Consider the following 26,924-nt stretch of genomic DNA (forward strand, 5'->3'; position numbering starts at 1 on the left):
GGTCAACGGCCCGCGCCGGTGACGGCGTCATGAGGGTGTGACCTTCGAGGAGTACGTCGGCAGCCGGGGCCCGGCCCTGTTGCGCCTGGCCCGGCTGCTGACCGGCGACGCGCACCGCGCCGAGGACCTGACCCAGGACGTGCTGGCCCGCGCGTACGTGCACTGGCGGCGGATCGCCCGCGCCGACCGGCCCGACGTGTACGTGCGCCGGATGCTGGTCAACGCCAACCACTCCTGGTGGCGGCGGCGGTCCAACCGCGAGCTGGCGACGGACACGTTCGCCGAGCGGCCCGAGCGGGGCGACCTCGACGGCGAGGCGGCCGACCGGGACGAAATGTGGCGGCTGATCCGCGCCCTGCCCGACCGCCAGCGCGCCGTGCTCGTGCTGCGCTACTACGAGGACCTGGACGACGCGACGATCGCCCAGATCCTCGACTGCTCCCCGGTCACCGTCCGCACCCACGCGATGCGGGCGCTCGCCCACCTCCGGGAGCGCTGCGGCGTCCCGACGACCAAGGGGAGCCGGCCGTGACCGACCTCGACCAGCGGATCGCGTCGGCGCTGCGGGAGCGCGCCGACGGGGACGTCGACACCGACCGCCTGCTGCGCGGTTCCCGCACGCTCGGGCGGCGCCGGCAGGCCCGTCGCCGGCTCACCGCCGGCACCGCACTCACCCTGGTCGGCGTGCTCGGTCTCGTCGGTGGGGTGCGGGCGGACGTGGGCGGGCTGGCCGAGCGCCTGCCCTGGGCGACGGCACCGGCGACGGCCACGCCGCTCCCGCCGAGTGCCGACGGGGCACCCGGCGCCGCCCGGCGTCCCGAGTTGGTCGGCACCGACCCCCGGGTGCTGCACCTCGGGCTGGACACCGGCCGGGCCCGCTACCTGGCCTGGGCGGTCCTCACCACGGCCCGGACCGAGTCGATCCGGTTCCGCGTCGGTGACGGGCACCCGGTGCTGGTCGAGGTGAGCCCGGACGCCCGGGCGGTGGACGAACTCCTGCTCGACGGTCTTCCCGGCGCCGAGGGCGTGATTCCGGTGACCTTCGACGGCCGGGTGCGGGAGTTCGAGGTCGGGGGTGGCGGCGCGGTCCGGGCCTGGCAGCCGGCCCCCGGCCTGTACGCGCGGGCGAGCATGCTCGGCGGCGACCGGAACGCGTTGGCCGAGGCGGTGGGCGCCATCCGCTGGAACGAGGCGCGCCGGTGCGACTCGCCGCTGCGCTTGGGCGCGGTGCCGCAGGGCGCCCGGGTGGACTCCTGCGAGGTCGACGTCGGTGCCTTCCCGAGCGGGCTCACCGCCGACTTCACGCTGGTGCGCGCGCCGGCCGCGACGATGGAGGTGCGCTTGGTCCACGGGGCGCAGATCGCCGGGCAGGTCGCCCAGGGCAACCGGACGGTGGGAGGCCGTCCCGCCTATCTCTATCCCGACGGGCACCAGCTCGAACTGCTCGGCATCCCGAAGGCGCACCTGGCCGCCACGTTCGGCTGGCGCTGGTCGAACGACCCGCCCAAGGGGCAGCGCGACTTCACCGAGACCGAGGCGGCGAGCGTGCTGGCCGGGACACAGGTGGCGCGGGACCTGACCGACTCGCGGACCTGGGACTGACGCCGCGTCGGAACGGACCGCCCGGCCCGGTCCGGGTCGGGCGGCGGGCCGTACGCTTGGTGACCGTGAGCCCCCGTCGCAATCGGCCCCGCCGGGACGAGACCACCGGTCTGGACGCCGAACGAGCCCGCCACGGCGTGCCGACCGTGCAGCAGTGGCGCGACGGCGACTGGCAGGTGCGCGGGATCAGCGGCGGCGCGTCCGCCAAGACGTACCGTTGTCCCGGGTGTGACCAGGAGATCCGTCCGGGTGTGGCGCACCTGGTGGCCTGGCCGGCCGACGACCGGGGTGACCTGACCGACCGCCGGCACTGGCACAGCGGCTGCTGGCGGGCCCGGGACCGGCGTGCCCCCAACCTCCAGCGCGGCCGGGGCGCCCCCCGGCACGGCTGAGCGATCTGGATCACCCGGTTCCCGCCCCGGCGGGCGGCGGGGCCGGCGGCGCGGGACACTGGCACGGTGAGCACTCCGATTCGCGCGTCGTCGATCCTGCCCGGCCGCCGGGAGGACATCGAGCTGCACACCGCCGACGGGCTGACGCTGGTCGGCGAGCTGGCCCGGCCGGTGGAGCGCGAGCCGGTCGGCACGCTGGTGTGCCTGCACCCGCTGCCTACCCACGGCGGGATGATGGACAGCCACGTGCTCCGCAAGGCCGCCTGGCGGCTGCCCGCGCTGGCCGACCTGGCCGTGCTCCGGTTCAACACCCGGGGCACCAGCAGCGTCCGCGGCACCAGCGAAGGGGCGTTCGACAACGCCGTCAGCGAGCGGTTCGACGTGGCCGCCGCGATCGAGTACGCGGAGTTCCACGAGCTGCCGAACATCTGGCTGGTCGGCTGGTCGTTCGGCACCGACCTGGCGCTGAAGTACGGCTGCGACCCGGCCGTCGCCGGCGCGATCCTGCTCTCCCCGCCGCTGCGCTTCTCCGCCCCGGAGGATCTCGCGGTCTGGGCCGAGTCGGGCCGGCCGCTGACCGCCCTGGTGCCGGAGTTCGACGACTACCTGCGCCCGGACGAGGCCCGGCAGCGGTTCGCCGCCGTGCCGCAGGCCGAGGTGGTCGGCGTGGACGGCGCGAAGCACCTCTGGGTCGGCGACGCGGAGAAGGCGCTCGACGAGATCGTCCGGCGCGTCGCCCCGGGCGTGCCGGTGCCGCTGCCGACGAGCTGGGACGGCCCGATGGAGACCGGCGACGTCAGCGCGTACGCGGACCGGACGGTGGCCGCGTTCGCCGACACCCCGGTCCCCGGCCCGGCCCAGCGCAGCGCCGAGTAGCCGACCCTTCCCTGCACCCCCTCCGACCCCGTCGATCATGAAGTTGACGGCACAGGGAGCGCTCTCCAGGGCGGTCAACTTCATGATCACTCAACCGGTCGGCGCTGCCTGGGTGGAGGTGGGGGTCAGTCCTTGTCGACGGTGACGGCGCTGGGCTTGGCGCTGCGCTCGTCGGTGGTGGGCTTGGTCGGGCGCTTGCCGTTCTCGCCGGTGCTGGTGATCTTCGTGGGGGTGGCGCCCCGGCCACCCTCGCCCGGCACGGCGGCTACGGTGGGCTCCCCGTCGACACCCGCGCCGGCGGCCGAGTCCATCGTGGTCACCGGCTCGGCGATCGGCTTCGCCGGCCCGCCCTCCGCCGGCTCGCCGGCCGACCGGTTCCCGCCCTGCTCCGGCCCGGCGCCGTTGGCCGCCACCGCGGCGGTGCCCTTCGCCGGGCCACGACCCACCGGGGCGCCACCCCTTGGTACGCCGTCCCCCGCCGGCCGGCCGCCGGTGGCGGCGGTGGCCAGCTCCGCCGGGTCGACCGGGGTGGCCGAGATGCCGGCCGAGTCGGCGTCCCGACGCAGCTCGGTGAGCCGGCGCTCCAGGTCGTCGGACTCCTGCCGGGACTTCCACGTCTCGGTGCGCAGGTCGGCCAGCTCCTGCTGCGCGGTGGCGATCTCCAGCATCACGTGGGCGAGCTGCTGCCGGCCGGCGGCCACCTCCTGCTGGGTGGCGGCGAGGTGCTGCTGGGTGGTGGCCAGGTGCTGCTGGGTGGTGGCCGCGTACTCCTCGAACTGGCGACGCGAGGCCGCCACGTGCTCGTCGGCCCGGCGGCGCTGCTCGGTGGCGTCCGCCTCGGCCCGGCGCAGCAGCTCGGCGGCCTCCAGCTCGGCCTGCTGCCGCATGGTGAGCGCGTCTTCCTCGGCGGCCCGCCGGATGCTCGCGGCGTTGCGCTCGATCTCGTCGCGCCGGGCAGCGTACGTCTGCTCCAGCTCCTCGTGCCGGCTGGTGTGCTGCTTGTCGAGCTCGTCGCGGCGCTTGGCGAACTCCTGCTCGGCGGCGGCGCGGCGCTGGGCCAGCTCCTTCTCCGCCTTCTCCCGCTGGCCGGCGACCTCCTTCTCCACCCCGGCCCGCCACGCGCCCAGCTCCTGCTGGGTCTGCGCGCGGGACTGCTGCACGTACGCCTCGGTCTCGGTGCGCATCCGCTGCACGTACGCCTCGACCTCGGCGCGGTTGCGCTTACCGGCCTCGGTGGCCTCGGTGGTGAGCCGGCTGGCCTCGGTGCGGGCCCGGCCGCGGGTGGCCTTGGCGGCCTCCTCCGCGTCGTCGACGATCTTCTTGGCCTCGGCGAGCGCCTTGGCGTGGGTGGCCCGGCCCGCCTCGGCGGCGGCGTCGGTGAGCCGCTTGGCCTCCTGCTGGCCCTTGGCGTGCACCTCCTTGGCCGCCTCGCGGAGCTGGGTGGCCTCCTGCTGCGCCTTGGCCAGCACCTCCTTGGCCGCCTCGCGCAGCCGGGCCGCCTCCTGCTGGGCCCGGGCGTGGATCTCCTTGGCGGTGTCCCGTAGCTGGGTGGCCTCCTGCTGCGCCTTGGCCAGCGCGTCCTGGGCGGTCCGGCGCAGCTTCTCGGCCTCGTCCTGGGCGGCCGTACGCAACTTGGCGGACTCGTCCCGGGCGGCCTTCAGCGTCGCCTCCGCCTCGGCCTTGCGGGTCGCGGTGTGCCGCTCCTCCTCGGCGCGGCGGGCGGCGAGCGCGATCTCGAAGTCCTTGAGCGCCTGCGCGGCCTGCTCCCGGGCCTCCTCGACGATGTGCTCGGCGGCGGCCCGACGGGCCTCGATCTCCTCGTTCGCGGCGGCGAGGATGTCGTCGGCCTGCTCCTCGGCCATGGTGAGGATCTGCTCGACCCGGGGACCGAGGTGCCGGAACGAGGCGCGGTCCACCACACCGACCTGCTTGCGCACCTGGGCGAGATCGCGCTGGAGCACCTCGACCTGGCCGGCGAGCTTGTGGATCTGGGTGTACGCCTGTTCCCGCTCGGTGGTCAGCGCCGCGATCTCGTGTTCCGCGCGGGCGACGTAGCGGTCGACTTGTCGTTTCTCGTATCCCCGCAGCGCGGACTCGAAGCTGGGCTCCGTGGTCACGTCCCCGCCGAGCGCGAACAGTTCCTCGCCGTGCGACATGCCCCCATCCTCACACGCCTCCGCCTCCGCGGGGGCGATACGGACGCCCCTTCTGGGACCTACTTCACCCTCCTGGCGAAACGGGCCGGGGAAAGCATGACGGCGCGGGGCGGCACCGGTCACCCGGTGTCACCCCGCGCCGTGGCTCATGCCCCGTCAGCGGGTGGTGGCTCAGCCGGCCGACTCGGCCGTGACCTTCTGCCCGGAGGTGTCGGACTTCGGCGTCTCGGCCGCCTTGTTGCCGCCCGCCGGCACGCCCGGCACGATGCCGGCCAGGCCGGAGAGCATCTGCCCGAGCTGGGAGGTGACCGCGTCCTTCTGGCGGGTCAGGTCCTCGACCTCGCGGCGGGCCGCCTGCGTGGTCAGCTCCGCCTCGGTGCGGGCCTCGTTGAGCACCCGCTGCGCCTCGGCCCGTGCCTCGCTCAGCGTCTTGTCGGCCAGCGCCTTGGCCTTGTCGACGGTGTCGTTGGCGGTGCGCTCGGACTCGACCCGGCGCGCCTCGGCCCGCTGCTCGATCTCCTTCGCCCGCTCCTGGGCGGCCCGGGCCCGCTGCTCGGCCTCGTTGACCATCTTCTGGGTCTGCGTGACCTGGGCGGCGTGTCGCGCCGACTCCTCGCGCTCGGACTTCTCCCGCCGCTCGGCGAGCTGGAGCTCCAGGGCCTGGAGGTCCTTGTCGCGCTTGTCCCGCGCGTCGGTGAGCAGCTTGGTCGCCTCGGCCCGCTTCTCCTCGGCCTCCCGGGCGGCCTTCGCCCGCTGCTGGGTGATCTCCCGCTCGGCGGTGGCGCGCAGCGTGGCGACCTCCCGCTCGACCGTCGACTTGAGCTCGGCCACCTCGTGCGCGGTGACCGTACGCAGCTGCTTGGTCTCCCGGTCGGCGTCGGCGCGCAGCGTGTCCGCCTCCCGGCGGGCCTGCACGCGGACCTCGGCGGCCTCCCGCTCGGCGGCGGTGCGGACGGTGCCGGCCTCCCGCTCGGCGGTGGCCTTCATGGCAGCCGCCTCGGCGCGCGCCTTGTCGGTGATCTCCCGCGCCTCCAGCCGGGCGGCGGAGAGGATGCCCTCCGACTCGCGCTTGGCCTCGTTGCGGTGGTCGTTGGCCTGCTCCTCGGCCAGCCGCAGGATCTGCTCGACGCGGGTGCCCAGGCCGGAGAGGGTCGGCCGGCTGTTCTCCTCGAGCTGCTTGTTGGTCTCGGTGAGCTTCTGCTCGAGCGCACCCTGGCGCTGCTCGGCCTGCCGGAGCCGACGCTGGGCGTCGTTCATCCGCTGCTCGGCCTCGGCGCGGGCCTGCTCGGACTGGCTCAGTGCGGCGCTCAGCCGGCCGATGAAGTCGTCGACCTGGTTGGTGTTGTATCCGCGCAGGCCAACAGTGAAATCGGGCTGTGAGTTCGCGTTATCGAAGAACGCAAGAGGGGAGGACTGCTGCTGGGGCATTGGGACATACTCGCAGACGCCCCAGGGTGGTTCGCAAGAGTGGTCGGCAGCTTTCGCGTCCTCTTTACATGGTCAACTTCTGCCGGCCGGGGGGCCGGACCAATCGGCGATCTTGGCAGGTCCCGGGCCGGACGGCGCCGCCGGACGGTCGGCGGGAAAGGGCCGCGGACGGGTGCCCGCGGCCCTTTGTGTTCACGACTGTCTTCATGACTGTCCGGGCGACAGTCGAATGGCGTGCCGCTCCACCGGAAAGGCAATCCGGCGACGCCGTACGGTCAGTGTCCGCGGAACCGGTTGATCGCGCTTTCGTGCCGGGAGCGCAGCTCGGTGTCCCGGACGCCGAGCCCGTCGGTGGGCGCCAGGCAGCGCACGCCGACCTTGCCCTGGTGCGCGTTGCGGTGCACCTCGTACGCGGCCTGACCGGTCTGCTCCAACGGGTACGTCTTCGACACCGTCGGGTGCACCTTGCCGAGCGCGACGAGCCGGTTGGCCTGCCACGCCTCGTGGTAGTTGGCGAAGTGGCTGCCGACGATGCGCTTGAGGTGCATCCACAGGTAGCGGTTGTCGTACTGGTGCAGGAACCCGCTGGTGGAGGCGCAGGTGACGATCGTGCCGCCCTTCTTGGCGACGTAGACGCTGGCGCCGAACGTCTCCCGGCCGGGGTGCTCGAAGACGATGTCCGGGTCCTCGCCGCCGGTCAGCTCGCGGATCCGCTCGCCGAAGCGCCGCCACTCGTCCTGGTCCTGGGTCTCTTCATCCCTCCAGAACCGGAAGCCCTCGGCGGTGCGGTCGATGACCAGCTCGGCGCCCATCTTCCGGCACAGCTCGGCCTTCTCCGGCGAGGAGACCACGCAGACCGGGATGGCGCCGCCGCCCAGCGCCATCTGGGTCGCGTAGCCGCCCAGACCGCCGGACGCGCCCCAGATCAGCACCACGTCGCCCTGCTTCATGTTCGCGCCGTGGTGCGAGACGAGCTGCCGGTAGGCGGTGGAGTTGACCAGCCCGGGGCTGGCCGCCTCCTCCCAGCTCAGGTGGCGCGGCTTCGGCATGAGCTGGTTGGCCTTGACCACGCACAGCTCGGCCAGGCCGCCGAAGTTGGTCTCGAAGCCCCAGATCCGCTGCTGCGGGTCGAGCATGGTGTCGTCGTGGCCGGCGGCGTCCTCCAGCTCGACCGACAGGCAGTGCGCGACCACCTCGTCGCCGGTCTTCCACCGGGTCACGCCGGGGCCGGTCCGCAGCACCACGCCGGCCGCGTCCGAACCGACCACGTGGTACGGCAGGTCGTGGCGGCGGGTCAGCTCGGAGAGCCGGCCGTAACGCTGGAGGAACTTGAACGTGGGCAGCGGCTCGAAGATGCTGGTCCACACCGTGTTGTAGTTGATCGCGCTGGCCATGACCGCGACCAGCGCCTCGCCCGGCCCCAGTTCGGGGGTGGGCACCTCCTGGACGTGCAGCGCCTTGCGCGGGTCCTTGTCCCGGGTGGCCATGCCCTCGAACATCCGGGTGTCCTCGGCCCGCACCACCACGCCCCGGTAGCTCTCCGGCACCGGCAGGCCGGCCAGGCCGGCGAGGTCCCGTTCCGGCCGCGCCGAGCCCTCCGTCGCCATGATCGCTTCAAGGATGTCCTGCACGGTGACCTCCCGTTCGTCAGCACCCGCACCGGGGCAGGGGTGCTGCCATCGTCGGCGCCGGTGCGACGGGACCGCCATGTCGGCAATCGACACATCCGGCACCGGTCGCGCTCCTGTGGGCCGGGACGTTACTGAACGGTAGCTTGGGTCGGAAGGGCTGTGTGAAAAACTGCATCGGCCGATGCGTGGAGATGTCCGTGGGAACGCGCAAGCGCGCATGGCCGCGCGTCTTCCCACGTGTTAGGAAGGGGCCCCGCTTAACAGACGTCTGTTAAGCGGGGCCCCTTCCTTGCGCCTCAGGCGGGTTGGACCAGTTCGATCAGCACGCCGCCGGCGTCCTTCGGGTGCACGAAGTTCACCCGGGAGTCCGACGTGCCGCGCCGGGGCGCCTCGTACAGCAGCCGGACGCCGCGCTCGCGCAGCGCCGCGCAGGCCACGTCGATGTCCGCCACCGTGTACGCGACCTGCTGGATGCCCGGCCCGCGCTTGTCCAGGAACTTGCCGATGGTGGTGTCCGGGGAGAGCGGGGCGAGCAACTGCACCATGCCGCCGGAGGCGTCCGGCCCGACCGCCAGCATCGCCTCGCGTACGCCCTGCTCGTCGTTCGTCTCGGTGTGCACGCAGCGCATCCCGAAGGTGCGCTGGTAGAAGTCGATCGCGGCGTCCAGGTCCGCGACCGCGATCCCGACGTGGTCGATGCGGCGCAGGCCGATGTCTGTGACAAACTCGGCAGCGGGCTCGACGGGGGAGTTCTCAGCCATGGCGCTAGTCTGACCGAACAATCGTTAAGGCGTACAGGTCGGCACCCCCTCGGAGGCAGGCATGGCTTCGGTGATCGTCAGCGGCGCGCGAACCCCGATGGGGCGCCTGCTGGGCAACCTCAAGGACCTCCCCGCGACCAGGCTCGGTGGCATCGCGATCAAGGCCGCGCTGGAGCGCGCCGGCGTGGCCCCCGACCAGGTGCAATATGTGATCATGGGGCAGGTGCTCCAGGCCGGCGCCGGGCAGATCCCGGCCCGCCAGGCCGCCGTCGAGGCCGGCATCCCGATGTCCACCCCGGCGCTGACCATCAACAAGGTGTGCCTCTCCGGGCTGGACGCCATCGCGCTGGCCGACCAGCTCATCCGGGCCGGCGAGTTCGACATCGTGGTGGCCGGTGGCATGGAGTCGATGACCAACGCCCCGCACCTGCTGCTCGGGCAGCGCTCCGGCTACAAGTACGGCGACGTCACGGTCAAGGACCACATGGCGCTCGACGGTCTCACCGACGCCTGGGACTGCTGCTCGATGGGCGAGTCCACCGAGCGGCACGGTGCGAAGCACGGCATCACCCGCCAGGAGCAGGACGCCTTCGCCGCCGCCAGCCACCAGCGCGCCGCCGCCGCCCAGAAGAACGGCCACTTCGCCGAGGAGATCACCCCGGTGATCATTCCGCAGCGCAAGGGCGACCCGCTGGTGGTCAGCGAGGACGAGGGCATCCGGCCGGACACCACCGCCGAGTCGCTGGGCCGGCTGCGTCCCGCCTTCGCCTCCGACGGCACCATCACCGCCGGCAGCTCCTCGCCGATCTCCGACGGCGCCGCCGCGGTGGTCGTGATGAGCAAGGCCAAGGCCACCGAGCTGGGCCTCACCTGGCTGGCCGAGATCGGCGCGCACGGCAACGTGGCCGGGCCGGACAACTCCCTGCACTCGCAGCCGTCCAACGCCATCAACCACGCGCTGCGCAAGGGCGGCCTGAGCCTGGACGACCTCGACCTCATCGAGATCAACGAGGCGTTCGCCGCGGTCGGCATCCAGTCCAGCCGCGACCTCGGGATCAGCGCGGACAAGGTCAACGTCAACGGCGGCGCGATCGCGCTGGGCCACCCGATCGGCATGTCCGGCGCGCGGCTGGTGCTCACGCTGGCGCTGGAGCTGAAGCGACGAGGTGGCGGCACCGGGGCGGCGGCGCTCTGCGGCGGTGGCGGCCAGGGCGACGCGCTGATCATCCACGTGCCGACGGGCGGCGAGTCGCACACGTGAGTGACGTGACCAACCCGGCCACCCCTCCGGTGCGCCGCAGCCGCGACGTACCCCTGCTGGTCGAGCGGGCCCGCGCGGGCGACGCCCGCGCGGTGGCCCGGCTGATCACCCTGGTCGAGTCCGGCGACGAGGTGCTGCCGCAGGTCGCGGCCGCCCTCGCGCCGTACGCCGGGCACGCCCAGGTGGTCGGGCTGACCGGTTCGCCGGGCGTGGGCAAGTCGACCACCACCAACGAGCTGGTACGCGCGCTGCGGGCGCGCGGTCACCGGGTCGGCGTGCTGGCCATCGACCCGTCCAGCCCGTTCACCGGTGGGGCGATCCTCGGTGACCGGGTCCGGATGCAGGACCACGCCACCGATCCCGGCGTCTACATCCGGTCCATGTCCAGCCGGGGCCATCTCGGCGGGCTCTCCGCCGCGACACCCCAGGCGGTGCGCGTGCTGGAGGGCGCCGGCTGCGACGTGGTGCTGGTGGAGACCGTCGGGGTGGGGCAGGCCGAGGTGGAGGTGGCCTCGCTCGCCGACACCACGCTGGTGCTGCTCGCGCCGGGCATGGGTGACGCGATCCAGGCGGTCAAGGCCGGCATCCTGGAGATCGCCGACGTGTTCGTGGTGAACAAGGCCGACCGGGACGGCGCGGACGCCACGGTCCGCGACATCCAGGGCATGATCGCGCTGGGCGAGCGCGGGCCGGGGGAGTGGCGTCCGCAGGTGGTGCGCGCGATCGCGGCCCGCGCCGAGGGCATCGACGACATCGCCGCCGCGATCGACAAGCACCGCGACTGGCTGGAGCGCCACGACGAGCTGCGCCGCCGCCGGGAGGCGCGGGCCGCCGCCGAGATCGAGGCGATCGCGCTGGGCGCGCTCCGCGCCCGGATCGGCTCACTGCGCGACGGTACGCAGCTCCCGGCGCTGGCTGCGAAGGTGGCCCAGGGCGCTCTGGACCCCTACGCCGCCGCCGACGACCTCCTCACCCAACTCGCCACCTGACCCGCTCGTCGATCTTGCGGTTGCTGCCCCGGCAAAGGCGGCACAAGGGGCATTCGCCGGGCACCGAGTCCATGATCGATGGTGGTGTCGGGCGGGGGCGTGGCCGGGGCGGCGTGGCTTGTACGCTCCCGGGGTCGGTTGGAGCGAGGGTGGGGGAGAGCGTGGAGCACGAGGCTACGCAGGAGCTGTCGATCACGCCGGCGGCAACGGCGGGCGGGACGACGCACGTCGCCGACGAGGTGGTGGAGAAGATCGCGGTGGCCGCCGCGAAGTCCGTGCCCGGCGTGGCCGAACTGGGCGGCGATGTGGCCCGCTTCTTCAACGCCGTGCTGGACCGGGTCGGCCTGGACCAGGTCGGCGACGCCCGGCGCGGCTGCTCGGCGCACGTCACCAACGGCGCGGCCGTGGTCAACCTGGTCCTCGTGATCGACGGCGGTCACCCGGTGCCGCAGGTCACCGACGGCGTACGGGCCGCGGTCACCTCCGCGGTCGAGGCGTACGGGCTGCGCGTCGACGAGATCAACATCCGGGTGGACGACGTGGCGATCGGGGAGCCGGGCGTGCCCCTCGGCTGATCGTGCGCGACGGGCGACGCTCGCTCGCGTCGCCTACCAACTTGATGGCAGAAATGGATCGTCCGGCCCGACCCCGCGCCCGGCTGGACCCAGAGCTGACCGAGGCGGCGCAGGACCCGCCTCGGCGTGAATCTTGGTACGAAACGGCCCCCGGAGGGGCCGTTTCGTACCAAGATCTCTCAGCGGTGTGAGCGCGGGTCGCTCCCGGCTGCGGCTTTGCCGGGTCGGGTCAGGCGTCCGGCGGGCGGACCAGCTCGACCTCGTCGCCGGGCAGCAGCTCCACGTCGCCGCTCGGGCCGTGTACCTCCAGGATCGGTACACCCTCGTCGAGCTGCAGCGTCCGGCGCTCGTTGCCGGTCGGCATCCGGGCGACGACCGAACTGCCCGGATCGAGTTCGACCTGCCGCCGCCGGGGCGCTTCCCGAACCCGGGTGCCGAGGCCGCGCCTGGTGTCGACCAGGCCCTCCGATCGCAGCAGCGCGATCGCCATGCGGACGGCATCGCGACCGATGCCGTATTCCTGCGAAAGCCGTGCCTCGCTGGCCAGGGTCGATCCGGGTGCTAGTCCACCTGACTCGATTTGCTCGCGCAGCAGGTCGGCGAGCTGCACATAGACCGGCGTGTGCGAGCGCAGATCGATAGCCATGCCGTCAGCCTTGTGCCCCCGTGGGTATCTCAGGTTCTGGCCGTAGGGGGTTGTGGCCATATGTCAATCAGTGTAGTTTCCGTTTCAGGTGCGTGTCGGGTGATGGCGAGAGTCCCTCAGTCGAGGCGGCACCGACCGGGTTGCCCTGGTGCCGTACTGCGGAGTGACGCTGCGGTGGCGGGGCGGGCGGGTCCGCCCGGGCGGGGCGGACGGGTGGATCCGCCCTTCCAGTGCTCCGACGCGAGAGGCGAGCGCGATGCGGGAACGGTTCGTCATCCACCTGCCCGTGGTGGCCGGTGACCTGGCCGGCGCGGTGCGCCTGGCCCGGGTGGTCGCCCGCTGGTCGGGTGTGCTCACCTCGGCCGACCCCGGTGAGACCACCGTGTCGGCCGAGGACGAGCAGGGCGTACGCCATCGGGTCTTCTGCGACCTGCGGATGGTCGGCGGCCGACGCTGCCTGCTCCGCGCCGACCACGACGGACCCTGCTCCCGGGTTACCGGCCGGTACGCCGGTCCTTAGCGATCGTTCAGGCATTCGTTCTACACTCGGTCTTCACGAGGACCGAGGAGGAGCTCCGCGCATGGACGCTGACGAGATCGCCGCCGGCCGGGCCCGCTGGCAGGCCCGCTACGACGCCGCCCGCAAGCGCGACGCGGACTTCACCACGCTCTCCGGCCTGCCGGTCGACCCGGTGTACGGCCCGCCGGAGGGGACCGCCTACCCGGGCTTCGAGCGGATCGGCTGGCCGGGCGAGTTCCCGTACACCCGGGGGTTGCACCCGACCGGCTACCGCGGACGGGCCTGGACCATCCGGCAGTTCGCCGGCTTCGGCAACGCCCAGCAGACCAACGAGCGCTACAAGATGATCCTCGGCGCGGGCGGTGGCGGGCTCTCCGTCGCGTTCGACATGCCGACGCTGATGGGCCGCGACTCGGACGACCCGCAGTCGCTCGGCGAGGTCGGCCACTGCGGCGTGGCCATCGACTCGGCCGCCGACATGGAGGTGCTCTTCGACGGCATCGACCTGGCCGGCGTCACCACCTCGATGACCATCTCCGGGCCGGCCGTGCCGGTGTTCTGCATGTACCTGGTCGCCGCCGAGCGCCAGGGCGCCGACCTGTCCACGCTGGACGGCACGCTCCAGACGGACATCTTCAAGGAGTACATCGCGCAGAAGGAGTGGCTCTTCGACCCCGAGCCGCACCTGCGCCTGATCGGCGACCTGATGGAGTACTGCGCGGCGGAGATCCCCCGCTACAAGCCACTCTCGGTCTCCGGCTACCACATCCGCGAGGCCGGCTCGACCGCCGCGCAGGAGCTGGCGTACACGCTCGCCGACGGGTTCGGCTACGTCGAGCTGGGCCTGTCGCGCGGGCTTGACGTCAACGTGTTCGCCCCCGGGCTGAGCTTCTTCTTCGACTCCCACCTGGACTTCTTCGAGGAGATCGCCAAGTTCCGCGCCGCCCGCCGGATCTGGGCCCGCTGGCTGCGCGACGTGTACGGCGCCACCAGCGAGAAGGCGATGTGGCTGCGGTTCCACACGCAGACCGCCGGGGTGTCGCTGACCGCCCAGCAGCCGGTCAACAACGTGGTACGCACCGCGGTGGAGGCCCTCGCGGCGGTGCTCGGCGGCACCAACTCGCTGCACACCAACGCGCTGGACGAGACGCTGGCCCTGCCCACCGACGAGTCCGCCGAGATCGCCCTGCGTACCCAGCAGGTGCTGATGGAGGAGACCGGCGTGACCAACGTGGCCGACCCGCTCGGCGGCGCCTGGTACGTCGAGGCGCTCACCGACCGGATCGAGGCCGAGGCGGAGGAGATCTTCGCCCGGATCCGGCAGCTCGGCGGCGACGGGCCGCACCAGATCGGGCCGATGACCTCCGGCATCCTGCGCGGCATCGAGGACGGCTGGTTCACCGGGCACATCGCCGAGTCGGCGTTCGTCTACCAGCAGGCGCTGGAGAAGGGCGAGAAGAAGATCGTCGGCGTCAACTGCCACACCGGCACGGTCGCCAAGGAGTTGGAGATCCTCCGCATCTCGCACGAGGTGGAGCTGGAGCAGCGCCGGGTGCTGGCCGAGCGCAAGTCGGCCCGGGACGACGCCGCGGTCACCGCCGCCGTACGCCGGATGGTGGAGGTCAGTCGGACCGGCGGGAACATGATCCCGGCGATGCTGGACGCGGTCCGCGCCGAGGCCACCCTGGGCGAGATCTGCGACGCGTTGCGCGGCGAGTGGGGCGTCTACCGCGAGCCCGCCCGCTTCTGATGTAAGGCGGGGCCCCTTTTTAACAGACGTCTGTTAAAAAGGGGCCCCGCCTTACATCTCTGAGCAGGGGTGAGAGTCGCAACGTCGCCGTTGCGGGTGAGCGGAGTTCCGTGCGGTACGTGCGAGACTAGACAACCATGAGCGACCCACGGATCACCTCGTCGATCTTCACCCGCGGCGCGGTCGACCTCAGCGCGCTGCGCACCCCCGCACCGGCCGACACCTCTCCCGCCACACCGTCCCAGGGCGGCCCGCCCGCCGGGCTGCCGGGCAGCCCCGCCGGCTCGGTCGCCGTGATCGACGTGACCGAGGCGAACATCCAGTCCGAGGTGCTCGAACGCTCGCTCGCCACACCGGTCGTGGTCTTCTTCGGCGCCGCCGGGTACCCGGAGAGCGACCAGTTCGCACCGGTGCTGGAGCGGCTGGCCGCCGAGGGCGCCGGCGCGTGGCTCCTGGCCCGGGTCGACGTGCAGCAGCAGCCCCGGCTCGCGCAGATGTTCCAACTCCAGACGTTGCCGACCACCTACGCCATCGTCGGCGGGCGGCCGGTCGACGCCTTCCCGGGCGTGGTGCCCGAGGCGCAGCTGCGGCAGTGGATCCAGGCCGTGCTCAAGGCCGCCGGCGTCGAGGTGGCCGAGCCGGAGGACCCGCGGCTCGACGCCGCCGACGACGCGCTGATGAGCGGCGACCTGGACGCAGCCGAGGCGGCGTACCGGAAGATCCTGGCCGAGACCCCGGCGGACGCCGCGGCGGAGGCGGGCCTGGCCCAGGTCGGGCTGGCCCGCCGGGTGGGCGGCGCGGACCCGCAGGGGGCGCTCGACGCCGCCGCGGCGGCCCCCGACGACGTGGACGCCCAACTGCTGGCCGCCGACATCGAGGTGCTCAGCGGCCTGGCCGACCAGGCCTACCAGCGACTGGTCGGCCTGGTTCGCCGCACCGCCGGTGAGGAGCGGGACCGGGTCCGCCAGCACCTGATCGGCCTGTTCACCATCGCCGGCCCGGACGACCCCGCCGTGGCCTCCGCCCGACGCGCCCTGGCCAGCGCCTTGTTCTGAATTCGTCGTACGCCCGCGCGGGCCGGCGCGCCGCCGGCCCGCCCGACCATCGAGGACGGGAGCTCATGATGCGCCGGATCGCCGTCCTCGACGCGCCGACAAACCTCGGGCTGCGCCCGCCGACGGTCAGCTCCGTGCCCGGCTGCGGCAAGGCGCCCGGCGCGCTGCGCGACCACGGGCTGCTCGCCCGGCTGCGGGCCCGCGACGCCGGCTGTCTCACCCCGCCCCGGTACGACCCGGGCGACTGGCGGCCCGGCGACGGCGTCTGCCACGCGCCGGAGATCTCGACCTACTCGGTGGCGCTGGCCGACCGGATCGGCGCGATCATCGATCGAGGCGAGTTCCCGCTGGTGCTCGGCGGGGACTGCTCGGTGCTGCTCGGCTCGGCGCTGGCCATGCACCGGCTCGGCGAGGCGGTCGGCGGGCGGATCGGGCTGGTCTTCGTGGACGGCCACTCCGACTTCCGGCACCCCGGCAACGCCTCCTACGTCGGCGCGGCGGCGGGGGAGGACCTGGCCCTGGTCACCGGGCGGGGGCAGCCCGACCTGGCCGCCATCGAGGGGCGGCGCCCCTACTTCCGGGACATCGACGTGGTGGTGCTCGGCATCCGCTCGCAGGACGAGTACCGCCTCGACCTCCAGGCCGCCGGCATCACCACCCGGCCGGTGCCGGCGTTGCGCGCCGAGGGCGCGGCCCGCACCGCGCAGTGGGCGCACGAGCAGCTCGTCGACTGTGCCGGCTACTGGGTGCACATCGACGTGGACGTGCTCGACCCGGCCGTGATGCCCGCCGTCGACGCGCCCGACCCGGGCGGCATCGCCTTCGCCGAGCTGGAGATCCTGCTCGCCGGGTTGGTGGACACGCCACACTGCCTCGGCGTCGAGCTGACCGTCTTCGACCCCGACTACGACCCGGACGGGGCGTACGCGGCGGAGATCGTGAACACGGTGGTGGCCGGGCTCGCCCCGGTCGTCGCCCCGGACGCGGTGCCGCCCCGGCTGCTGCCGGCCGACCCGGCGACCCCGGCACCCCGGGCGGGTGACGGCCGGACGCCGCGCCCGGCGACGACGGTGCCCGTACCCGCCGTCGCGACGGACCCGATCGGCCCGCCGGCCGTCCTGAACGGGAACGGCGACGGTGTCGACGACACGGCGGCATGGCTGCCGGAGCCGGGTGAGGAGGACTCCGGGCCGGCCGTCGGACCCGGGCTGCTCCGCCGTGTCGCGGTGCCCGGGACGGACGGCGCACCGGTCGGGGAGGCACCGGCCACCGGGGAACCCGCCTGAGCGACGCCGGACCGCGCGAACCCGGTCAGCGGGCCAGGCCGCGCAGGAACCGGTCGGCGATCGGCACCGCGCTGGCCGTGCTGGAACCGCCCTGCTCGACGAAGACGGCGAAGGCCACGTCGCCCTGCCAGCCCACGAACCAGGCGTGCGTGTGCGCCGGGTTGTTGTCGTACTCCGCGGTGCCGGTCTTGCCGTGCACCGGCTCGCCGGGCACCTTGGCCAGGGCGGTGGCGGTGCCGGCGGTGACCACGCCGCGCATCAGGGTCTTCAGCGCGGCCACCGACTCCGGTTTGAGCGCCGGCCCGGCCGGGGCGGGCTTGCCCGGCGCCGGGTCGAGCAGCAGCTTGGGCTGCTCGAAGCGGCCCCGCGCCACGGCCGCGGTCGCGCCGGCCATCGCCAGCGGGCTGACCAGCGTGGTGCCCTGGCCGATCGCGGCGGCGGCCTGCTCGGTGGGCTCCCCGTTCGCGGAGATCTTGCCGGTGAACACGTCCGTGCCCAGGTCCCACCCGGCCTCCAGCCCGAGCGTGCGGCCGGCCTGGGCGAGCCCGTCCGGGCCGAGCTGCGGGGCCAGCGCGGTGAAGGCGGTGTTGCAGGACTTCGCGAAGTCGGTGGCGAACGGCACCGCCCCCAACTCGAAGTTGTCCGAGTTCTTGAAGGTGCGGCCATCGACGACGGCGGTCTTCGGGCAATTCACAGTGGTCTGCGGGGTCACCGCGCCGCGGTCGAGCAGGCCCAGCGCGCTGACCATCTTGAACGTGGAGCCGGGCGGCACCTGGGCGGTGAACGCGAGGTTCTCGCCGGCCGCGCCGGGGCCGTTCGCGGTGGCCAGCACCGCGCCGTCGCTGATCCGCACCGCGACCAGCGCGGAGCGGCGGGGCTGGCCCCGCAGCGCGGCGTCGGCGGCGTTCTGGGTGGCGACGTCCAGCGTGGTCCGCACCGGCTGGCCGGGCTTCGGGTCGCTGCGGAACACCTCGGTGCCGGTGGGCTCGGTGGCGCCCTCGGCGGCGGGTCGCTCGGTGATCACGGTCACGCCGGGCACGCCACGCAGCCGCTCGTCGTACCGGCCCTGGAGGCCGCCGTGGCCGACCAGGTCGCCGCGGGCGTACCGGTCGGGGTGGGCCTGGAGATCGTCGGCCTGGGCCTGGTCGACGGAGCCGAGCAGCGCCCGGGCGAACTCCCGGGTCGGGGCCAGCATGAGCTGGTCGGTGGGGAACCGGGTGCCGGGCAGGTCGTAGATGCGGGACTTGATCTGCCGGTACGCCTCGTCGCGCAGCGTCACCACCTCGACGAGCGCGTCCGGGTCGGCCTCCTTGAGCCGCTTCGGCAGGTCGCTGACGTCGACCGGCGGGCTGAGCGCGGGCCGGACCGCCTTGAACGCGGCGTCGAGCTTGCGCACCAGGCCGGGCACGTCCTTCACCTCGCCGGGCGCGACCTGGACCCGGACCACCGGGCGGGGCGCCACGACGGGCTTGCCGGCGGCGTCCAGCACCGCGGCCCGCTCCGCGGGCTCCCGGCGCAGGGCGAGGTGGTCGCCCTCGGTCAGCTTTTCGTGCACCACGGCCGGCTCCCAGATCACCTGCCACTGGTCGCCGCCGCCCTTGAGGCGCACCGGGTTCTCGTAGGCCCAGCGGGCGCCGCCCGGCAGCGCCCAGGTGAGCCGGATCCGGGCGGTGGCGATGTCGCCGGCGGTCGTGATCTCGCCGGTGCGTTCCAGCGTCGGCGGCGTCGCGGCCAGGTCACCGGAGAGCGCCTTCAACTGCTTGGTCACCTCGGCCGCCGGCACCCGCGCGCCGGTCGGCGCGAGGAAGCCGACCGGTTGCAGGTCACCCGAGCGCCAGCCGCTCAGGAAGGCGTCGACGGTGCTCCCCGGCCCGTCCTCGCCGGAGCACCCGGTCACCACGCCGGCGGCCAGCAGCGCGGCGACCAGCGCCGCGATCGGCCGGCGGCGGGATTGGCGACGGGGGTGGACGGGGTACGACAGGGGCATGAAGCGGTCCCTCCGGTGTGAAGCTGACCTGCACGCTAGTACGCCACGCGGCTCCCCACCGCCCCGCCACCGCCCGCGGCGGGTTCAGAAGTGACATGTGGCAGTGTGATGAACATCGCCAGCCGGGGTAATCCGCGACCGGCCGACCACGGACCCGCAACAGGTGAAAGGGCACAGTCCCGATCCGGACGTCCGGCCAGTGGTCCGCCGACGGAGGGGCACAACGGCAGGGCCTAGGCTGGGCGGCAGAGTGACCCACAACGCGGTGGGTCGAGGGGAGTGGCACCGATGGACCGGCGTCCGGCGATCAAACCGGGACCCGATCTCCAGGCTGACACCAGCCGGGACGATGACAGCTTCGATTCGGCGACCGACGGGGACGGTTTCGGCCGTCTCGACACAGGAGTGACCGGCCTGACCGGTTCGAGTATCGACACCCTCTACGACCTGGGCCTGCCCGCGCAGGCCCTGGCCGACGACGTGGAGGACGCCGAGCTGGACGAGCCGGTGCCCAACGCGGAGCGGCTGGTCGCCCAGGCGGTCGCGCTGGCCGGCGACGACCACGACGCGGCCACGCTGGTGGACCGTTTCTGGCGGTTCGCGCCGGACGAGGAGCTGATCGGCTTCACCGCCGAGGAGATGTTGGAGGCGGCCCGGGCCCACCGGGACCTGGCCCAGCAGCGGGTGCCGGGCGAGCTGAAACTGCGCATCCACGAACCGGACGCCGAGCAGCACCACACCGTGGTCGAGATCGTCACCGACGACATGCCGTTCCTGGTCGACTCGGTCACCGCGCTGCTGAACTCCCGCCACCTCGACGTGCACCTGCTGGTGCACCCGCTGGTGGTGGTCCGACGGGAGCCGCTGGGCCGGCTCACCGAGGTCTCCGCGGACGTGGAGCCGGACGACGCGATCGCCGGTGACCTGGTCGAGAGCTGGATGCGGATCGAGATCGACCCGGTCCGCGACCCGGCCGAGCGGGAAGCGGTGCGCCGCGAGCTGCAGCGGGTGCTCACCGACGTGCGGGAGGCCGTCGAGGACTGGCCCAAGATGCGGCAGCGGGCGTTGGCGCTCGCCGACGAACTGGCCGCCGCGCGGACGTCGGACAGCCGCCCGCCGGTGCCGGAGAAGGACATCACGGACTCGGTGGAGCTGCTGCGCTGGCTCGCGCACGACCACTTCACGTTCCTCGGCTACCGGGAGTACCGCCTGGTCGACGCGGACGGGGCGGCCGGCGGGCAGGCGTTGGAGGCGGTCCTCGGCACCGGGCTGGGCATCCTGCGGTCCGACTCGCCGGAGGCCCGGTCGCTGAACTCGATGACCCCGGAGGCGCACGAGCGGGTGCTGGAGAAGCGCCTGCTCATCATCACCAAGGCCAACTCGCGGGCCACCGTGCACCGCTCGGCCTACCTCGACTACATCGGCTTCAAGATCTTCAACGACGCCGGTGAGGTGGTCGGGGAGCGGCGCTTCCTGGGCCTGTTCTCCACCGCCGCGTACCGGACCAGCGTGCAGGAGCTGCCGGTGGTCCGCCGCAAGGTCGCCGAGGTGCTGGACCGCTCCGGCCTGAGCCTGCGCAGCCACTCCGGCAAGGACCTGCTCCAGATCCTGGAGACCTACCCGCGCGACGAGCTGTTCCAGATCAAGACCGACGACCTCTACCACGCGGTGATCGGCGTGCTGCGGATGGCCGGCCGCCGGCAGCTCCGGGTCTTCCTCCGCCGCGACGCGTACGGGCGGTTCATCTCCTGCCTGATCTACCTGCCCCGGGACCGGTTCACCACGCAGAACCGGCTGCGCATGCAGGACATCCTGCTGCGCGAGCTGAACGGCGTCGGCGTCGACTACACCACCCGGGTCACCGAGTCGATGCTGGCCCGGGTGCACTTCATCGTCCGCACCGACCCGAACAACCCGCCCGGCGAGATCGACGCCGACCTGCTCGCCGAGGAGCTGGCCGACGCCACCCGGCTCTGGGACGACGACTACCGGCTGGTGCTGGAGCGCAAGCTCGGCGACGAGCAGGCCAAGCACCTGTTCAGCCGGTACGCCGACGCGTTCCCGGAGGGCTACAAGGACGGCCACACGCCGTACGAGGCGATGAAGGACCTGGCCAAGCTGGAGCTGCTGGAGGAACCCGGTCAGCTCGAGATGCACCTGTTCCGCAAGCAGTTGGCGCCGCGGGCCTACTCGGGCCGGGCGAACGACGGCGACGAGTCGCTGGACGTGCGGTTCAAGGTCTACCGGTACGGCGAGCCGATGATGCTCTCCGCCGTGCTGCCGGTGCTGCACTCGCTCGGCGTGAAGGTGGTCGACGAGCACCCGTACGAGGTGGAGCGCGTCGACGGCCGGATCTGGCTCTACGACTTCGGGCTGGAACTGCCGGAACGGCACCAGGACCTGGCCGAGGTGCGCCCGCACGTGGAGAACGCGTTCGCCGCCGCCTGGCGGGGCGAGGCCGAGGTGGACGGCTTCAACGAGCTGGTGCTGCGCACCGGGCTCACCTGGCGGCAGGTGGTCGTGCTGCGCGCGTACGCGAAGTACCTGCGGCAGGCCGGCACCGTGTTCTCCCAGGAGTACATGGAACAGACGTTCATCGCGTACCCGAGCGTCGCCGGGCTGCTGGTGCAGCTCTTCGAGATCCGGTTCGCGCCCAGTCCCATCACCATGGACGAGCGGCGCCAGCGCGGCGCCGAGCTGGTCGACGCGATCGGCGAGGCGCTGGACGAGGTGGCCAGCCTCGACCAGGACCGCATCCTGCGGGCCTTCCTGACGTTGATCCAGGCCACGCTGCGTACCAGCTTCTACCAGAAGCCGGTGGGCGGGCGACCCAAGCCGTACGTGGCGTTCAAGCTGGACCCGCAGGCCATCCCGGACCTGCCGGCGCCGCGACCGAAGTTCGAGATCTTCGTCTATTCGCCCCGGTTCGAGGGCGTGCACCTGCGGTTCGGGCCGGTGGCCCGGGGCGGGCTGCGCTGGTCCGACCGGCGCGAGGACTTCCGTACCGAGGTGCTGGGCCTGGTCAAGGCGCAGATGGTGAAGAACGCGGTGATCGTGCCGGTGGGCGCCAAGGGCGGCTTCGTGCTCAAGCAGAAGCCGGGCGACCGGGACGAGGCGGTGGTCTGCTACAAGGAGTTCATCTCCGCGCTGCTCGACGTCACGGACAACATCGTCAGCGGCGAGATCGTGCCGCCCGAGGACGTGGTCCGGCACGACGCCGACGACCCCTACCTGGTGGTGGCGGCGGACAAGGGCACCGCGACGTTCTCCGACATCGCCAACGAGATCTCCACCGCGCACCGCTTCTGGCTCGGTGACGCGTTCGCCTCCGGCGGCTCGGCCGGCTACGACCACAAGAAGATGGGCATCACCGCCCGGGGCGCCTGGGAGTCGGTGAAGCGGCACTTCCGGGAGCTGGGGCACGACACCCAGACCCAGGACTTCACAGTGGTCGGCGTCGGCGACATGTCCGGCGACGTGTTCGGCAACGGGATGCTGCTCTCCGAGCACATCCGGCTGGTGGCCGCGTTCGACCACCGGCACATCTTCCTGGACCCGGACCCGGACGCGGCCACCTCGTTCGCGGAGCGCAAGCGGCTGTTCGACAGGCCCCGGTCGTCCTGGGAGGACTACGACCCGGAGCTGATCTCGGAAGGCGGCGGCATCTTCCCGCGTACCGCGAAGTCGGTGCCGCTCACGCCGCAGGTCCGCGCGGTGCTCGGCCTCGACGACGACGTCACGCAGCTCAGCCCGCAGGAGCTGATGAAGGCGATCGTCACCGCGCCGGTGGACCTGTTTTGGAACGGCGGCATCGGCACCTACGTGAAGGCGTCGACGCAGACCAACGCCGAGGTCGGGGACAAGTCCAACGACGCCATCCGGGTGGACGGCAAGAGCCTGCGCTGCCGGGTGGTCGGCGAGGGCGGCAACCTGGGCTTCACCCAGCAGGGCCGGATCGAGTACGCCGCCGGCGGTGGACGCATCTACACCGACTTCATCGACAACGCGGCCGGGGTGGACTGCTCCGACCACGAGGTGAACATCAAGATCCTGCTGAACACCGCGGTCGCCGACGGGGAACTGGACCGGCCGGAGCGGGACGAGCTGCTGGCCCGGATGACCGACGAGGTCGCCGAGCTGGTGCTGCGGGACAACTACGACCAGGCGCGGGCGCTCAACAACGCCCAGACCCAGGCCGCCTCGCTGCTCCCGGTGCACCGCCGGATGATCAACGAGCTGGAGCGGTCCGGCGCGCTGGACCGGGCGCTGGAGGCGCTGCCGTCGGACGAGGAGCTGGCGGTCCGCACCGAGACCGGGCTGACCCCGCCGGAGTTCGCGGTGCTGCTCGCGTACGTGAAGATCGTGCTGGAGCGGGAGATCGTCAGCGAGGGGCTGGCGGACGAGGAGTGGACGACCGACGTCCTGGTCAACTACTTCCCGACCCCGCTGCGGCAGCGCTTCGCCGACCGGATGGGCCGGCACCGGCTGCGCCGGGACATCGTCACCACGGTGCTGGTCAACGAGGCGATCAACCGGGGCGGCATCTCGTTCGTGTTCCGGGTGGTCGAGGAGACGGCCGCCTCGGCGGCGGACGTGCTGCGCGCGTACGTGGTGGTTCGCGAGGTGTTCGGGCTGGGCGAGCTGTGGAACGCGGTCGAGGCGCTTGACAACAAGGTCTCGCCCGAGTTGCAGACCGCCGTCTACCTGGACACCCGACGGCTGCTCGACCGCGCGGTGCGCTGGCTGGTCACCAACCGGCGCTCGCCGATCGACGTGCCGGCGGAGATCACCCGGCTGCGCGACGGCGTGGCCCAGCTCATGCCGGACCTGGAGCACCTGTTCTGGGGCACCGAGCGGGAGGCGATCGCGGCGCACATCGAGACGCTCGTCGGCAAGGGGCTGCCGCGTGAGCTGGCCGTGCAGGCGACCCGCCTGATGTACAGCTTCGGCCTGCTCGACATCGTCGAGACGGCGAAGACGACCGGGCGGGAGGTGAGCGAGGTGGCCTCGGTCTACTTCGTGCTCTCCGACCGGTTCCGGGTGGACGCGCTGCTGTCGAAGATCTCCCTGCTGCCGCGGGAGGACCGCTGGCAGACGCTGGCCCGGATGGCGCTGCGCTACGACCTGTACGCCGCGCTGGCCGCGCTCACCGCGGAGGTGCTCAGCTCCACCTCGGACAGCCAGCCGCCGGTGGAGCGGGTGCAGGAGTGGGAGCAGGCGAACGCGACCTCGATCCACCGGGCGCACCGGGCGATGGGGGAGTTCGACGAGTCCCGCGCCGACCTGTCCGCCCTGTCGGTGCTGCTGCGTCAGATCCGTACCCTGGTCCGCACCTCGGCGGCGGCCTGACGGTAAGGCGGGGCCCCCGCTTAACGCCTGCGGTATAGCAGGGGGCCCCGCTTAACACCCGACGGTCCGCGCGGTCACGCGGTCACGCGGTCACACGGTCACACGGGCGTAGACCACGATGTTGTTCAGGTAGCTGCCGGCGGTGCGGTCGAACACCCCGCCGCAGGTGACCACGCGCAGGCCGGGCACGGTGGACGGGCCGTAGACCTGTTCCGCCGGGAAGGCCGTCTTCGGGTACGACCGGACCTCTTCCACGGTGAACGTGACGGTCGAGCCGTCCTGCCGGGACACGGCGATGGTGTCGCCCGGCACCAGCGCGCCCAGGTTGAAGAAGACCGCCGGGCCGAGCTTGGCGGAGTCGACGTGCCCGACGATCACGGCGTTGCCGACCTCGCCGGGGCTGGCGCCGGGGGAGTACCAGCCCGCCTTCATCGCCTGGTCCAGCGGGGGGACCTGGACCGTTCCGTCCGGGTTGGTGCCGAGCGTCATGACCTCGGCGCGGACCCCGATCCGGGGGATCACGACGGTGGTGGGCGCGGAGCGGGGCAGTGCGGCCGGGACACCAGTGGGCCCGGTCGGCGCGGCGCCGGGGGCTACCGGCACGCCCCCCGGCGGTGTGCCCGGCGCGGTCCCGGTTCCCGGCGGTGTGCCTGGCGCGGTCCCGGGCGGAGTCGTCGGCGCGGCAGCGGAGGGCGTGCCGGGCGCGGCACCGGAGGGCGTGCCGGGCGGCGTGGCCGGATCGGCGTAGGCGGTCGACGGGCCGTCCCAGGGCGCGCCGCCGTCGGCGTCCGGATCGGTGTCGGAGGCGGTGGGCGGGTCGGTGGCCTCCGTCGTGCCGGCCGGTCCGGCCTGCGCGATCGGCTGCGGCGGGGTGGGCGGCGGCACGGTGCGGACGGACGCGCCGATCAGGCCGGAGCCCACCATGGCGAGCAGGACGACGACGGCCGCGCCGACGGCGCGCCACGGTTTCCCGTGACGGCCGTCGGCCCGGTTCGTCGTCCGGTCAGACCAGGCCACCGGCCCGCCGCCGACGCATCAGCACCAGTCCGCCGAGTGCGGCGGCGCCGATCATGCCGGCGCCCCCGGTGGCGAGACCACGGTCCAGGCCGGTGGTGGCCATGCCGCCGTCACCGCCGTCGACCCCGCCCCGGGGGAGGACCACCAGTTCGCCCTCGCCGCAGGAGCCGTTCAGCTCGTAGCGGCCCGGGTGGACGTCCTCGGAGACGCGGGCCTCGCCGTAGTAGACGAAGTCCTTCCCGTGCTCCCAGCCGGCCTCGTCCTCGCCGTGGCCGTATCCCTTGTCGTCCTGCCAGTCGCCGTGGTGCTCGTCCTTGGCGTCCCCGCCCTGCTCGTCCTTGCTGGCCTCCGGCGGGGCGCCGTGCTCGTCCTTGCCGTCCTTGCCGTGCTCGTCCTTGTTGGCCTCGGGCGGGGCACCGTGTCCGTCCTTGCCGTCGGCGCCGTGCTCGTCCCGGGTCCAGTCGGCAGCCGTCCAGCCCGGCTCGGCGTCCTGGCCGTACTCCTCGTGGCCCTGCGGTCCCAGATCCCCGGCGTCGGCGGCCATGCCGGCGCCCACACCGCCCGGCTTCGGCGCGTCGGCCGGCGGCTCCGGCATGCCCGCCTCGCCGGGACCGTGCCCGTCCGTGCCCTTCTCGTCCTTGCCCTCGGGACCCTTGCCCTGCTCTTCCTTGCCGTGCTCGTCCTTGCCGTCCTTGCCGTGCTCGTCCTTGCCGTCCTTGCCCTGTTCGTCCTTGCCGTGCTCGTCCTTGTTGGCCTCGGACGGGGCACCGTGCCCGTCCTTGCCGTCGGGACCCTGATCCGCGTCCTCGGCCCAGTCGCCGCCCTGGTCCGCCCAGTCGCCGTGCTCCCCGTCCCGGGCCGGGTGGAGGTCGACCTTGCCGGTCACCTTCGACCAGACGTAGGCGTGCTCCTGGGGCTCCGGGCAGATCTGGAGCAGTTCCACGGTGTCACCGGCCTTGACCACGTGCGGCTTGGCGATCACCTTGCCCTCGTCGTCGTGCCCGCCTGCGTAGGCCATTCCCGGGGTGAACACGAGAAGGCCCGCACCGCCGAGAGCGGCACCCGCGACGATCTTCCCGAGCATCTTGTCAGCCATACCAGCGTCACTCCATCCCTGTTCGTCCTGAGCCCGACGTCAGTCGAGCTACGGCCGACGTTAGACCTTTTCGCTACCTATCCGGGGAAAGTTTCGTTTTTCGGGCTTTGTCGATGATGTGGCGGTTCGCGTAGCGCCGACCACCCCGGAACCCCCTGCGCCCTCTGCGCCTACCGCCCGGTCCTCGGGCCCTCGCCCAGCCGGCCGGGCAACCGGTGATCATGGGTTGGCGGTCGGGGAGGCGCTTCCACCTGCCGTCAACCTCATGATCGACGCGGCCAGGTGGCTGGGGGTGGGGGTAGGGTCGGGGTGCGCCATCGAGGCATTGCCATGGAAGCGCTCCCATGCAAGAATCGCTGCACGCGGTTCGGGGAGCCACACCGCGAGCGCAGACGTCGAGGGCAACCGGTCTCACCGGACGACGTCCGGCTCCTTCGACCGGTCCTGCGGACCGGTCGGCACCACCACCACCCTCGCCCGTCCGGGTCGGGCGTCCCCCGAAACAACCCGTGGCGCGCACGGTCGTTCCCGCAGGGCGACCACCGCC

Annotated in this window: 20 protein-coding genes; 12 read left to right on the forward strand and 8 right to left on the reverse strand. The window is 72.9% G+C overall.

From position 1 onward, the window contains the following. Window positions 1-37: 37 nt before the first annotated feature. From C8054_RS12880 to C8054_RS12895, 4 genes are all read left to right on the forward strand, one after another. Window positions 38-532 (forward strand): SigE family RNA polymerase sigma factor, encoded by a 495-nt coding sequence (locus tag C8054_RS12880; RefSeq protein ID WP_107157021.1) that lies wholly within the window; start codon window positions 38-40, stop codon window positions 530-532. Further along, entirely contained in the window at window positions 529-1,602 is a 1,074-nt protein-coding gene (locus C8054_RS12885; RefSeq protein WP_107157022.1) for a hypothetical protein, read from the forward strand. Before C8054_RS12880 ends, C8054_RS12885 begins: the two co-directional genes overlap by 4 nt. A 59-nt stretch (window positions 1,603-1,661) precedes the next feature. Further along, window positions 1,662-1,994 (forward strand): hypothetical protein, encoded by a 333-nt coding sequence (locus C8054_RS12890; RefSeq protein ID WP_107157023.1) that lies wholly within the window; start codon window positions 1,662-1,664, stop codon window positions 1,992-1,994. Between the two features lie 66 nt (window positions 1,995-2,060). Further along, window positions 2,061-2,870, forward strand: a complete 810-nt coding sequence (locus tag C8054_RS12895) for an alpha/beta hydrolase (protein WP_107157024.1) — start codon at window positions 2,061-2,063, stop codon at window positions 2,868-2,870. A gap of 125 nt (window positions 2,871-2,995) precedes the next feature. Here the strand turns inward: C8054_RS12895 and C8054_RS12900 are convergent, their stop codons facing one another. From C8054_RS12900 to mce, 4 genes are all read right to left on the reverse strand, one after another. Continuing rightward, window positions 2,996-5,026, reverse strand: coding sequence for a hypothetical protein (locus tag C8054_RS12900; protein WP_107157025.1), 2,031 nt, complete (start codon window positions 5,024-5,026; stop codon window positions 2,996-2,998). A 171-nt stretch (window positions 5,027-5,197) separates the two neighbouring features. After that, window positions 5,198-6,454 (reverse strand): DivIVA domain-containing protein, encoded by a 1,257-nt coding sequence (locus tag C8054_RS12905; protein WP_107157026.1) that lies wholly within the window; start codon window positions 6,452-6,454, stop codon window positions 5,198-5,200. Between the two features lie 275 nt (window positions 6,455-6,729). Beyond that, window positions 6,730-8,085: a crotonyl-CoA carboxylase/reductase gene (ccrA, locus tag C8054_RS12910; RefSeq protein ID WP_107157027.1), complete on the reverse strand. Its 1,356-nt coding sequence runs from the start codon at window positions 8,083-8,085 to the stop codon at window positions 6,730-6,732. A 296-nt stretch (window positions 8,086-8,381) separates the two neighbouring features. Further along, window positions 8,382-8,846, reverse strand: a complete 465-nt coding sequence (mce, locus tag C8054_RS12915) for a methylmalonyl-CoA epimerase (protein WP_107157028.1) — start codon at window positions 8,844-8,846, stop codon at window positions 8,382-8,384. 61 nt (window positions 8,847-8,907) lie between these two features. On the opposite strand from mce, the gene C8054_RS12920 reads away from it, so the two are divergent. The 3 genes from C8054_RS12920 to C8054_RS12930 all read left to right on the forward strand — a co-directional run bounded on the left by C8054_RS12920 (window position 8,908) and on the right by C8054_RS12930 (window position 11,671). After that, complete coding sequence (locus tag C8054_RS12920; RefSeq protein WP_107157029.1) at window positions 8,908-10,107, forward strand: acetyl-CoA C-acetyltransferase; 1,200 nt, start codon at window positions 8,908-8,910, stop codon at window positions 10,105-10,107. Beyond that, window positions 10,104-11,096: a methylmalonyl Co-A mutase-associated GTPase MeaB gene (gene meaB / locus C8054_RS12925; RefSeq protein ID WP_107157030.1), complete on the forward strand. Its 993-nt coding sequence runs from the start codon at window positions 10,104-10,106 to the stop codon at window positions 11,094-11,096. Before C8054_RS12920 ends, meaB begins: the two co-directional genes overlap by 4 nt. A 161-nt stretch (window positions 11,097-11,257) precedes the next feature. Then, complete coding sequence (locus tag C8054_RS12930) at window positions 11,258-11,671, forward strand: Asp23/Gls24 family envelope stress response protein (protein ID WP_107157031.1); 414 nt, start codon at window positions 11,258-11,260, stop codon at window positions 11,669-11,671. Between the two features lie 229 nt (window positions 11,672-11,900). On the opposite strand, the gene C8054_RS12935 is transcribed toward C8054_RS12930, so the two are convergent. Further along, the gene (locus tag C8054_RS12935) at window positions 11,901-12,317 is read right to left on the reverse strand and encodes a GntR family transcriptional regulator (protein WP_107157032.1); all 417 of its coding nucleotides are present in this window, start codon (window positions 12,315-12,317) and stop codon (window positions 11,901-11,903) included. A 256-nt stretch (window positions 12,318-12,573) separates the two neighbouring features. Between C8054_RS12935 and C8054_RS12940 the strand changes: the two genes are divergently transcribed. From C8054_RS12940 to C8054_RS12955, 4 genes are all read left to right on the forward strand, one after another. Then, entirely contained in the window at window positions 12,574-12,837 is a 264-nt protein-coding gene (locus C8054_RS12940; protein WP_107157033.1) for a hypothetical protein, read from the forward strand. A 61-nt stretch (window positions 12,838-12,898) separates the two neighbouring features. Continuing rightward, entirely contained in the window at window positions 12,899-14,587 is a 1,689-nt protein-coding gene (locus C8054_RS12945) for a methylmalonyl-CoA mutase (protein ID WP_107157034.1), read from the forward strand. A 137-nt stretch (window positions 14,588-14,724) separates the two neighbouring features. Beyond that, window positions 14,725-15,642, forward strand: a complete 918-nt coding sequence (locus C8054_RS12950; RefSeq protein WP_107157035.1) for a tetratricopeptide repeat protein — start codon at window positions 14,725-14,727, stop codon at window positions 15,640-15,642. A 65-nt stretch (window positions 15,643-15,707) separates the two neighbouring features. Beyond that, on the forward strand, window positions 15,708-16,928 hold the full coding sequence (locus C8054_RS12955; RefSeq protein WP_233219620.1) for an arginase family protein: 1,221 nt from the start codon (window positions 15,708-15,710) through the stop codon (window positions 16,926-16,928). Window positions 16,929-16,953: 25 nt separating this feature from the next. Here the strand turns inward: C8054_RS12955 and C8054_RS12960 are convergent, their stop codons facing one another. Then, window positions 16,954-18,915, reverse strand: a complete 1,962-nt coding sequence (locus C8054_RS12960) for a penicillin-binding transpeptidase domain-containing protein (protein WP_107157036.1) — start codon at window positions 18,913-18,915, stop codon at window positions 16,954-16,956. 288 nt (window positions 18,916-19,203) lie between these two features. Between C8054_RS12960 and C8054_RS12965 the strand changes: the two genes are divergently transcribed. Continuing rightward, window positions 19,204-24,264 (forward strand): NAD-glutamate dehydrogenase, encoded by a 5,061-nt coding sequence (locus tag C8054_RS12965; protein ID WP_107157037.1) that lies wholly within the window; start codon window positions 19,204-19,206, stop codon window positions 24,262-24,264. Window positions 24,265-24,354: 90 nt separating this feature from the next. Here C8054_RS12965 and C8054_RS12970 read toward each other — a convergent pair whose 3' ends face one another. Together C8054_RS12970 and C8054_RS12975 are read right to left on the reverse strand one after the other, a co-directional pair. After that, the gene (locus tag C8054_RS12970; protein WP_107157105.1) at window positions 24,355-25,188 is read right to left on the reverse strand and encodes a class F sortase; all 834 of its coding nucleotides are present in this window, start codon (window positions 25,186-25,188) and stop codon (window positions 24,355-24,357) included. A 79-nt stretch (window positions 25,189-25,267) separates the two neighbouring features. Further along, window positions 25,268-26,377, reverse strand: coding sequence for a hypothetical protein (locus C8054_RS12975; RefSeq protein WP_107157038.1), 1,110 nt, complete (start codon window positions 26,375-26,377; stop codon window positions 25,268-25,270). Window positions 26,378-26,924 lie beyond the last annotated feature (547 nt).

The organism is Micromonospora sp. RP3T (assembly GCF_003027925.1).
Classification (GTDB): Bacteria; Actinomycetota; Actinomycetes; order Mycobacteriales; family Micromonosporaceae; genus Micromonospora.

Bases quoted from the DNA above. Each gene is read 5' to 3' on its own strand.
- C8054_RS12900 (WP_107157025.1), bottom strand. From the start codon at position 5,026: ATGTCGCACGGCGAGGAACTGTTCGCGCTCGGCGGGGACGTGACCACG.
- C8054_RS12905 (WP_107157026.1), bottom strand. From the start codon at position 6,454: ATGCCCCAGCAGCAGTCCTCCCCTCTTGCGTTCTTCGATAACGCGAAC.
- mce (WP_107157028.1), bottom strand. From the start codon at position 8,846: ATGGCTGAGAACTCCCCCGTCGAGCCCGCTGCCGAGTTTGTCACAGAC.
- C8054_RS12920 (WP_107157029.1), top strand. From the start codon at position 8,908: ATGGCTTCGGTGATCGTCAGCGGCGCGCGAACCCCGATGGGGCGCCTG.
- C8054_RS12935 (WP_107157032.1), bottom strand. From the start codon at position 12,317: ATGGCTATCGATCTGCGCTCGCACACGCCGGTCTATGTGCAGCTCGCC.
- C8054_RS12940 (WP_107157033.1), top strand. From the start codon at position 12,574: ATGCGGGAACGGTTCGTCATCCACCTGCCCGTGGTGGCCGGTGACCTG.
- C8054_RS12945 (WP_107157034.1), top strand. From the start codon at position 12,899: ATGGACGCTGACGAGATCGCCGCCGGCCGGGCCCGCTGGCAGGCCCGC.
- C8054_RS12950 (WP_107157035.1), top strand. From the start codon at position 14,725: ATGAGCGACCCACGGATCACCTCGTCGATCTTCACCCGCGGCGCGGTC.
- C8054_RS12955 (WP_233219620.1), top strand. From the start codon at position 15,708: ATGATGCGCCGGATCGCCGTCCTCGACGCGCCGACAAACCTCGGGCTG.
- C8054_RS12960 (WP_107157036.1), bottom strand. From the start codon at position 18,915: ATGCCCCTGTCGTACCCCGTCCACCCCCGTCGCCAATCCCGCCGCCGG.
- C8054_RS12965 (WP_107157037.1), top strand. From the start codon at position 19,204: ATGGACCGGCGTCCGGCGATCAAACCGGGACCCGATCTCCAGGCTGAC.
- C8054_RS12970 (WP_107157105.1), bottom strand. From the start codon at position 25,188: ATGGTGGGCTCCGGCCTGATCGGCGCGTCCGTCCGCACCGTGCCGCCG.
- C8054_RS12975 (WP_107157038.1), bottom strand. From the start codon at position 26,377: ATGGCTGACAAGATGCTCGGGAAGATCGTCGCGGGTGCCGCTCTCGGC.